The sequence below is a fragment of the Streptomyces macrosporus genome, assembly GCF_039533145.1.
Classification (GTDB): Bacteria; Actinomycetota; Actinomycetes; order Streptomycetales; family Streptomycetaceae; genus Streptomyces; species Streptomyces macrosporus.
The window spans coordinates 1-8,077 of sequence record NZ_BAAASZ010000047.1; the positions used below are offsets into that span (position 1 = coordinate 1).

General features: G+C 70.6%; 9 protein-coding genes, 3 tRNA genes and 1 pseudogene. 3 read left to right on the forward strand and 10 right to left on the reverse strand.

All coding sequences use genetic code 11. The annotated features are described in order from the left end of the window. Nucleotides 1-94: 94 nt before the first annotated feature. Nucleotides 95-688, reverse strand: coding sequence for a 3-isopropylmalate dehydratase small subunit (leuD, locus tag ABD335_RS27520; RefSeq protein ID WP_344328347.1), 594 nt, complete (start codon nucleotides 686-688; stop codon nucleotides 95-97). Nucleotides 689-696: 8 nt separating this feature from the next. Beyond that, complete coding sequence (gene leuC, locus ABD335_RS27525) at nucleotides 697-2,121, reverse strand: 3-isopropylmalate dehydratase large subunit (RefSeq protein WP_344328349.1); 1,425 nt, start codon at nucleotides 2,119-2,121, stop codon at nucleotides 697-699. Between the two features lie 152 nt (nucleotides 2,122-2,273). Between leuC and ndgR the strand changes: the two genes are divergently transcribed. Beyond that, nucleotides 2,274-2,993: an IclR family transcriptional regulator NdgR gene (gene ndgR, locus ABD335_RS27530; protein WP_031508230.1), complete on the forward strand. Its 720-nt coding sequence runs from the start codon at nucleotides 2,274-2,276 to the stop codon at nucleotides 2,991-2,993. A gap of 156 nt (nucleotides 2,994-3,149) precedes the next feature. On the opposite strand, the gene ABD335_RS27535 is transcribed toward ndgR, so the two are convergent. The 5 genes from ABD335_RS27535 to ABD335_RS27555 form a co-directional block, all read right to left on the reverse strand. Continuing rightward, nucleotides 3,150-3,222: transfer RNA gene (locus ABD335_RS27535), tRNA-Glu, on the reverse strand. A gap of 26 nt (nucleotides 3,223-3,248) precedes the next feature. Next, a tRNA-Glu gene (locus ABD335_RS27540) sits at nucleotides 3,249-3,321 on the reverse strand. A gap of 25 nt (nucleotides 3,322-3,346) precedes the next feature. After that, a tRNA-Gln gene (locus ABD335_RS27545) sits at nucleotides 3,347-3,418 on the reverse strand. 129 nt (nucleotides 3,419-3,547) lie between these two features. After that, on the reverse strand, nucleotides 3,548-3,718 hold the full coding sequence (locus tag ABD335_RS27550; protein ID WP_344328350.1) for a hypothetical protein: 171 nt from the start codon (nucleotides 3,716-3,718) through the stop codon (nucleotides 3,548-3,550). A 50-nt stretch (nucleotides 3,719-3,768) separates the two neighbouring features. Then, complete coding sequence (locus ABD335_RS27555; RefSeq protein WP_344328352.1) at nucleotides 3,769-4,221, reverse strand: ATP-binding protein; 453 nt, start codon at nucleotides 4,219-4,221, stop codon at nucleotides 3,769-3,771. Between the two features lie 111 nt (nucleotides 4,222-4,332). Here ABD335_RS27555 and ABD335_RS27560 point away from each other — a divergent pair, with 111 nt between their 5' ends. After that, on the forward strand, nucleotides 4,333-5,172 hold the full coding sequence (locus ABD335_RS27560; RefSeq protein ID WP_344328354.1) for a helix-turn-helix domain-containing protein: 840 nt from the start codon (nucleotides 4,333-4,335) through the stop codon (nucleotides 5,170-5,172). A gap of 2 nt (nucleotides 5,173-5,174) precedes the next feature. After that, nucleotides 5,175-5,369: a DUF397 domain-containing protein gene (locus tag ABD335_RS27565; RefSeq protein ID WP_344328355.1), complete on the forward strand. Its 195-nt coding sequence runs from the start codon at nucleotides 5,175-5,177 to the stop codon at nucleotides 5,367-5,369. 250 nt (nucleotides 5,370-5,619) lie between these two features. On the opposite strand, the gene gltX is transcribed toward ABD335_RS27565, so the two are convergent. The 3 genes and pseudogenes from gltX to ABD335_RS27580 form a co-directional block, all read right to left on the reverse strand. Then, complete coding sequence (gene gltX / locus ABD335_RS27570; protein WP_344328358.1) at nucleotides 5,620-7,098, reverse strand: glutamate--tRNA ligase; 1,479 nt, start codon at nucleotides 7,096-7,098, stop codon at nucleotides 5,620-5,622. Beyond that, on the reverse strand, nucleotides 7,091-7,873 hold the full coding sequence (locus ABD335_RS27575; RefSeq protein ID WP_344328359.1) for a fumarylacetoacetate hydrolase family protein: 783 nt from the start codon (nucleotides 7,871-7,873) through the stop codon (nucleotides 7,091-7,093). Before ABD335_RS27575 ends, gltX begins: the two co-directional genes overlap by 8 nt. Before the next feature lie 129 nt (nucleotides 7,874-8,002). Next, a pseudogene (locus ABD335_RS27580) lies at nucleotides 8,003-8,077 on the reverse strand (ATP-binding protein); the annotation flags it as partial.

An 8,077-nucleotide genomic window follows, 5' to 3' on the forward strand; every position in this document is an offset into this window, starting at 1 on the left:
GCCCCCGGCTCGGGCCGGGGGCGCTCGGGCTTTTGCGGACGCCGATAAACGCGCGGGGCGGGCGGGGGAAGGCCGCCCGCCGTACGGCGACGGGTCAGGCGGAGAGGGTCCGCGGCTTGAAGGACGGCCGCCGCGCCTCGTACGCCGCGATGTCGTCCTCGTACTGGAGGGTGATGCTGATGTCGTCCAGCCCCTCCAGCAGCCGCCAGCGGGCGTTCTCGTCCAGTTCGAAGCCGGCCTCGACGCCGGGGGCGGTGACCTTGCGCTCGACGAGGTCCACGGTGATCTCCACCGTCGGGTCGGCCTCGGTCAGCTCCCACAGCCGGTCCACGGTCTCCTGCGGCAACACGACCGTGAGCAGTCCGTTCTTCAGCGAGTTGCCGCGGAAGATGTCGGCGAAGCGGGAGGAGATCACGGCCTTGAAGCCGTAGTTCTGCAGCGCCCACACGGCGTGCTCGCGGGAGGAGCCGGTGCCGAAGTCGGGCCCGGCCACCAGCACGGTGGCGCCCTGCCGCTCGGGCCGGTTGAGCACGAACTCCGGGTCCTTGCGCCAGGCCTCGAACAGCCCGTCCTCGAAACCGTCGCGGGTGACCTTCTTCAGCCAGTGCGCGGGGATGATCTGGTCGGTGTCGACGTTGCTGCGGCGCAGCGGAACGGCACGACCGGTGTGTGTGGTGAAGGCTTCCATGACTGTTCTCAGACTCCCGCGGGCTCGCGTACGTCGGACAGGTCGGCGGGCGAGGCCAGCCGGCCCAGCACGGCGGTGGCGGCGGCGACCTGCGGAGAGACCAGGTGGGTGCGGCCGCCCTTGCCCTGCCGGCCCTCGAAGTTGCGGTTGGAGGTGGACGCCGAGCGTTCGCCCGGCTTGAGCTGGTCGGGGTTCATGCCCAGACACATCGAGCAGCCCGCGTGCCGCCACTCGGCGCCGGCCTCGGTGAACACCTTGTCCAGCCCCTCCTCGACGGCCTGGAGGGCGACCCGTACCGAACCGGGCACGACCAGCATCCGCACGCCGTCGGCGACCTTCCGGCCCCTGAGGACGGAGGCGGCCGAGCGCAGGTCCTCGATCCGGCCGTTGGTGCAGGAGCCGACGAAGACGGTGTCCACGGCGATCTCGCGCAGTGGCTGTCCGGGCCTCAGCCCCATGTACTCCAGCGCCTTCTCCGCGGCCAGTTTCTCGCTGGGGTCGGCGAAGGAGTCCGGGTCCGGCACCGAGGAGCTCAGCGGCGCGCCCTGGCCGGGGTTGGTGCCCCAGGTGACGAACGGCGCCAGCTCGGCGGCGTCGATGACCACCTCGCGGTCGAAGACGGCGTCCTCGTCGGTGCGCAGGGTCCGCCAGTACTCCACGGCGGCGTCCCAGTCGGCGCCCTTCGGCGCGTGCTCGCGGTCCTTCAGGTAGGCGAAGGTGGTCTCGTCCGGGGCGATCATCCCGGCGCGGGCGCCCGCCTCGATGGACATGTTGCAGATGGTCATCCGCGCTTCCATCGACAGCTTCTCGACGGCCGAGCCGCGGTACTCGATCACATAGCCCTGGCCGCCGCCGGTGCCGATCCGGGAGATGATCGCCAGGATCAGGTCCTTGGCGGTCACGCCCTCGGGCAGTTCGCCGTCGACCGTGATGGCCATGGTCTTGAAGGGGGCCATCGGCAGGGTCTGGGTGGCCAGGACGTGCTCGACCTGGCTGGTGCCGATGCCGAACGCCAGCGCGCCGAAGGCGCCGTGCGTGGAGGTGTGGCTGTCGCCGCAGACCACGGTCATGCCGGGCTGGGTCAGTCCGAGCTGCGGTCCCACGACGTGGACGACGCCCTGCTCGACGTCGCCGAGCGGGTGCAGCCGGACCCCGAAGTCCGCGCAGTTCTTGCGCAGCGTCTCCAACTGGGTGCGGGAGACGGGGTCGGCGATGGGCTTGTCGATGTCGAGGGTCGGGGTGTTGTGGTCCTCGGTGGCGATGGTGAGGTCGGTCCGCCGCACCCGACGCCCGCTCTTGCGGAGCCCGTCGAACGCCTGCGGGCTGGTCACCTCGTGCAGGAGGTGAAGGTCGATGTAGAGGAGGTCGGGCTCGCCTTCCGCGCGCCGGACGACATGGTCGTCCCAGACCTTCTCCGCGAGTGTCCGTCCCATCGCTTTCCCTCCGGCCGGCAGCACTGTCGGCCTCGTCTCGACGTCCATGTCGCCACCTCCGTGCGACGAGGGTGGCGACCGTCACTCCAGCTTGGCGGGTGATCCGGAAAATTGAACTTGCGTTTCGTAATGTGAGACGCGAGTATCGTTGCATGGACAACTCTAGCGGCGTCGGCGTACTCGACAAGGCGGCTCTGGTCTTGAGCGCTCTGGAGTCCGGTCCGGCCACCCTCGCCGGGCTGGTCGCAGCGACCGGGCTCGCGCGCCCCACGGCGCACCGGCTGGCGGTGGCCCTGGAACACCACCGCTTCGTGGCCCGCGACATGCAGGGCCGATTCATCCTGGGACCGCGGCTGGCCGAGCTGGCCGCCGCCGCGGGAGAGGACCGCCTCCTCGCCTCGGCGGGCCCGATCCTCACGCACCTGCGCGACGTGACCGGGGAGAGCGCCCAGCTCTACCGCCGCCAGGGCGACATGCGGATCTGCGTGGCCGCGGCGGAACGACTGTCCGGACTGCGGGACACCGTGCCGGTGGGCTCCACCCTGCCGATGAAGGCCGGCTCCGCCGCCCAGGTCCTGATGGCCTGGGAGGAGCCCGAGAGGCTCCACCGCGGTCTGCAGGGCGCCCGCTTCACGGCGACGGCCCTGTCGGGCGTACGGCGCCGCGGCTGGGCCCAGTCCATCGGCGAGCGCGAACCCGGCGTCGCCTCGGTCTCCGCGCCCGTGCGCGGCCCCTCCAACCGCGTGGTGGCCGCCGTGTCCGTCTCGGGCCCGATCGAGCGCCTGACCCGCCACCCGGGCCGGATGCACGCCCAGGCGATCGTCGAGGCCGCCAACCGGCTCACCGAGGCGCTGCGCCGCAACGGCGGCTGACCCCGTCCGTCCATCCCCGGCTCCGGGCCCCGCGCGCGCCGCCACGGGGCCCGGAGCTAGGTGGTCCGACGCGGCCGTTCGGACTCGTCGGACCCAAAAACCCCGGAACGGCGACAGGCCCCCCGCCGAAGCGGAGGGCCTGTCGCCGTGTTCCCGTACCCCCGACCGGATTCGAACCGGCGCTACCGCCTTGAGAGGGCGGCGTGCTAGGCCGCTACACAACGGGGGCTCCAGCTGCGGTCCCGAAGGACCGAGTACCCCCGACCGGATTCGAACCGGCGCTACTGCCTTGAGAGGGCAGCGTGCTAGGCCGCTACACAACGGGGGCTTGGGATCTCGCTGGGAAGATCTCGCTGGGGTACCAGGACTCGAACCTAGACTAACTGAACCAGAATCAGTCGTGCTGCCAATTACACCATACCCCACCGGAACTCAAGCTCTTACGAGACTTTTGTTCTGGTGACCGCCTTGCGTCTCCGGCCTTTCGGCCCGTTCCGCCCGGCGACGGGAAGAACATTACCCGATCGAAGCCCGTGCTCCAAAACGAGTTCCCATCAGGGGCGCCCGCGGCCGATCGTCTCCCGGTACGTGGTCGTGGAGCGCACCGGCGCGAAGAAGACCGGGTTCACGACCTCGGGCACGTCGACGCCTGCGGACACCGCCTGCTCGACGGCAGCGGCCCCGACGATCTTCCTCTTGGCGTCGACCACACCCGAAGAACGCACACGAACACCCCCGTGCGTGCCCTCTTCTCCTCCCCTCACGAGCGCTCCCCTCACGAGCGGATCTCGGCCCAGACCACCTTCCCCGGACCGTCCGGCCGGGGGACGGCTCCCCAGGAGGCGGCAAGCCGGGAGACGAGCCACAGGCCGCGGCCCGTTTCGGAGTCCGAGTCGGGGGTGGTGACCTCGACGGGCGGCATGCGCTCGGCACGAGTGTCGGCGACCTCGACGCGGAGGTGTCCGGGGTGGGCGGTCAGCCGGAGGTGGAAGTCACGGCCGGGGACGTGCCCGTGGCGGATGGCGTTCGCCGTCAGTTCGGCCACCACCAGGGTCACGGTGTCGTTCACCGTCGTTCCGTACGGGTGCCCCCAGGCGTCCAGTCGTTGGGAGGCCAGCCGTCGGGCCAGCCTGGCACCGCGCGGGGTGGAGGTGAACCGCATCTCGAACTCGCGCAGAGGCTCCGGAAACGGGTGTGTGTTCTCGGAAGAGGGAATCTCGGTCGTCACGGACATGAGCCTGCGGAAACACTCCTAGCCTGACCAGTGATGACGCCTCTACCGAGCGTCACTGTCGGAGTCGTCGTGCCGCCCTGTCGGGGCGGCTTCGAAGGAGAGCACATGGCGGGGGTGAAGCAGGAGACCGCGAACGGGCCGGAGGACCCCAGCGGGGAGTTCCTGCGGTCGTTCGGTCGGCAGATCAAGCTGTTCCGGGAGCGGGCCGGGCTGACTCAGGCGCAGCTTGCCGATCAACTGGGTTACGGGGAGGCCCAGATCGCCTCCATCGAGCAGGGCCGCCGCATTCCGCGTCCGGAAATGATCGACAAGGCGGACGAGGTGCTGGAGGCGGGCGGGGTGCTGCTGGCCATGAAGAAGGAGGTGGCCCGCGCCCGCTACCCCGCCTTCTTCCGGGGTGCGGCGCGGATCGAGGAGGAGGCCGTCGAGTTCCACGCCTACGCGACCCATGTGGTGCCGGGCCTGTTGCAGACGGAGGAGTACGCGCGAGCGGTGTTCACCATGTGGCGTCCTCGCAGGGATGCGGCCGGCATCGAACAGCAGGTCGCGGCCCGGATGGCTCGGCAGGCGATCTTCGGGCGGGAGCCCGCTCCCACCCTGAGTTTCGTCCTGGAGGAGGCGATCCTGCACCGGCAACTCGGTGGCTCGTACGTGCGCCGGGGGCAGCTTGAGCAACTACTCCTCGTCGGTCAGAACCCCGATGTGGAGATCCAGGTGATGCCGACCGACCTCACGGACAACGCCGGGGTGGACGGCCCGTTCACCCTGATGACGCCGAAGGGTGGTGAGCAGGTGGCATACCTGGAGAGCCAGGGGCACGGCAGACTACTCACCGACAGGGAAACGGTTCGGGGCGTGGCCTTGCGCTACGGGATCATCAGGGCTCAGGCGATGCCCCCGCAGGAATCGCTGCTGTACATCGAGAAGTTGTTGGGAGAAGCGTGATCATGATGCAGACCACGACCGACCGGCTCGCCTGGGTCAAGAGCAGCTACAGCGGCGGAGCGGGCGGCGAGTGCGTGGAGGTCGCCGCCACCGAGGCCGCCGTCCACGTCCGCGATTCCAAGGACACCGCCCGCGAGGCCCTGACCGTCGCCCCGGCCGCGTGGTCCGCGTTCGTCGACTTCGCCCGTCGAGCCTGATCCCGCCCCGCCGGGCACGGTACGTCAGCAAGGTGTCACGGTCGGCTTGGCCGAGCCGTCGTCCGCTGGCGGGTCGGGGCACGGCAACCACGAACAACGGTGCACAGGGCTGCACCAGGTCCCATGGCCGCCCTCCGGGGCGGCCGTGGTGTTGTCGGGAGGTGACACCGTGGAAAGCCGCGGAAGCCCGGGGGGCGGGTCCGGAAGCCGTCTCGGCTTCCGGACCCGCCCCCGGGGTGTGTCGGGCGCCTCACGCCTCCAGCTTCGCCAGGGCGGCGTCGACGCGGGCCAGGGTGCGGTCGCGGCCGAGGACCTCCAGCGACTCGAAGAGCGGCAGGCCGACGGTGCGGCCGGTGACCGCCACCCGGATCGGGGCCTGGGCCTTGCCCAGCTTCAGGCCGTGCTCCTCGCCGGCGGCCAGGACGGCCTCCTTGAGCGCCTCGGCGTTCCAGTCCGCGTCCGCCAGCTTGGCGCGGGCGGTGCGCAGCAGGGCGTCCGCGCCGGGCTTCATCGCCTTGGCCCAGGACGCCTCGTCCGCCACGGGCTCGTCCAGGAAGAGGAAGTCCACGTTGGCGGTGATGTCCGACAGGACGGTCACCCGGGTCTGGGCCAGGGGCGCCAGGGCCTCGAAGGCGGCGCGGTCGAACTTCTCCGGCGCCCACGGGGCGTGCGGGGCCTTCAGCCACGGCTCGCACCGGGCGATGAACTCCTTGGTGTCCAGTTCCCGGATGTGCGTGGCGTTGATGGCCTCGCACTTCTTGAGGTCGAAGCGCGCCGGGTTGGCGTTGACGCTCCGGATGTCGAAGGCCGCGACCATCTCGTCCATCGAGAAGATGTCCCGGTCCTCGGCGATCGACCAGCCCAGCAGGGCGAGGTAGTTGAGCAGGCCCTCGGGGAGGAAGCCGCGCTCGCGGTAGAGGTTGAGCGAGGACTGCGGGTCGCGCTTGGAGAGCTTCTTGTTGCCCTCGCCCATCACGTACGGCAGGTGTCCGAACTCCGGGATGGTGCCGTTGCCCACGCCGATGTCGGCCAGCGCCCGGTACAGGGCGATCTGGCGCGGGGTGGAGGAGAGCAGGTCCTCGCCGCGCAGGACGTGGGTGATCTCCATCAGCGCGTCGTCGACCGGGTTGACCAGCGTGTACAGCGGGGCGCCGTTGGCGCGGACGATGCCGTAGTCGGGGACGTTCTCCGGGGTGAAGGTCAGCTCGCCGCGGACCAGGTCGGTGAAGGTGATGGGCTCGTCCGGCATCCGGAAGCGGACGATCGAGGGACGGCCCTCGGCCTCGTACGCGGCCCGCTGCTCGTCGGTGAGGTTCCGGCACGTGCCGTCGTAGCCGGAGGGCCTGCCGGCCTTGCGGGCGGCCTCGCGGCGCTCCTCCAGCTCCTCGGCGGTGCAGTAGCAGCGGTAGGCGTGGCCGGCCTCCTGGAGCCTGCGCGCGACGTCGGCGTAGACGTCCATCCGCTGGGACTGCCGGTACGGGGCGTGCGGACCGCCGACCTCGGGGCCCTCGTCCCACTCGAAGCCCAGCCAGCGCATCGAGTCCAGCAGTTGCTCGTAGGACTCCTCGGTGTCGCGCGCCGGGTCGGTGTCCTCGATGCGGAAGACGAAGGTGCCGCCGTGGTGCCGGGCGAACGCCCAGTTGAACAGGGCGGTGCGGACCAGGCCCACGTGGGGGTTGCCGGTCGGCGAGGGACAGAACCGTACGCGTACGTCAGATGCGCTAGCCACGCTTGATCACCTTGTTGGTGAGAGTGCCGATGCCTTCGATGGTGACGGCGACCTCGTCGCCGACGTTGAGGGGTCCGACGCCCGCCGGGGTGCCGGTGAGGATGACGTCGCCGGGGAGCAGCGTCATGGCCTCGGTGATGTGGACGACGAGGTCCTCGATGGACCGCACCATCTGGCCGGTGCGGCCGAGCTGCCGCTGCTCGCCGTTGACGGTGCACATGACGGCCAGGTCCGAGGGGTCGACGTCGGTGACGATCCACGGGCCCAGCGGGCAGGAGCCGTCGAAGCCCTTGGCCCTGGCCCACTGGTCCTCGGCGCGCTGGACGTCACGGGCGGTGACGTCGTTGGCGCAGGTGTAGCCCAGGATGACGTCCGCCACCCGCTCGCGGGGCACCTGGCTGCACATCCGGCCGATCACCACGGCCAGCTCCGCCTCGTGGTGCACCTCGCGGGAGAAGGACGGGTAGACGATGGGGTCGTCGGGGCCGATCACCGAGGTGGAGGGCTTGAAGAAGGCGGTCGGGACCTCGGGGACCTCGTGGCCCAGCTCCGCGGCGTGCTCGGCGTAGTTCCGGCCGATCGCCACCACCTTGTTGGGCAGCACGGGCGGCAGCAGCCGGACCTTGTCCAGGGGAATCCGCCTGCCCGAGCGTTCGAACTCGGCGAAGGGATGGCCCTTGATGATGTCGAGGACGAGGCCGTCGCCGTTCCGGGCGTCCCCTTCCACGACTCCGAACGCGACGTTGCCGTCGATGGAGAATCTGGCGATGCGCACGGGTGGTGCTGCCCCTCGTTGATCGCGGGTGGGAGTTGACACTCAAGGGTAAGCCCCGCACACCGGGGGTGTGCGGGGCCCTTGCCGCGCGCGGGTGAGGCCGGCGGACCGTGCGCCGGTGGCCGTCCGTCAGCGCAGACGCGCCATGAGCGCGTGCTCGACCAGGGTGATCAGCGCGCTCTTGGCCTCGGCCCGGTGCCGGGC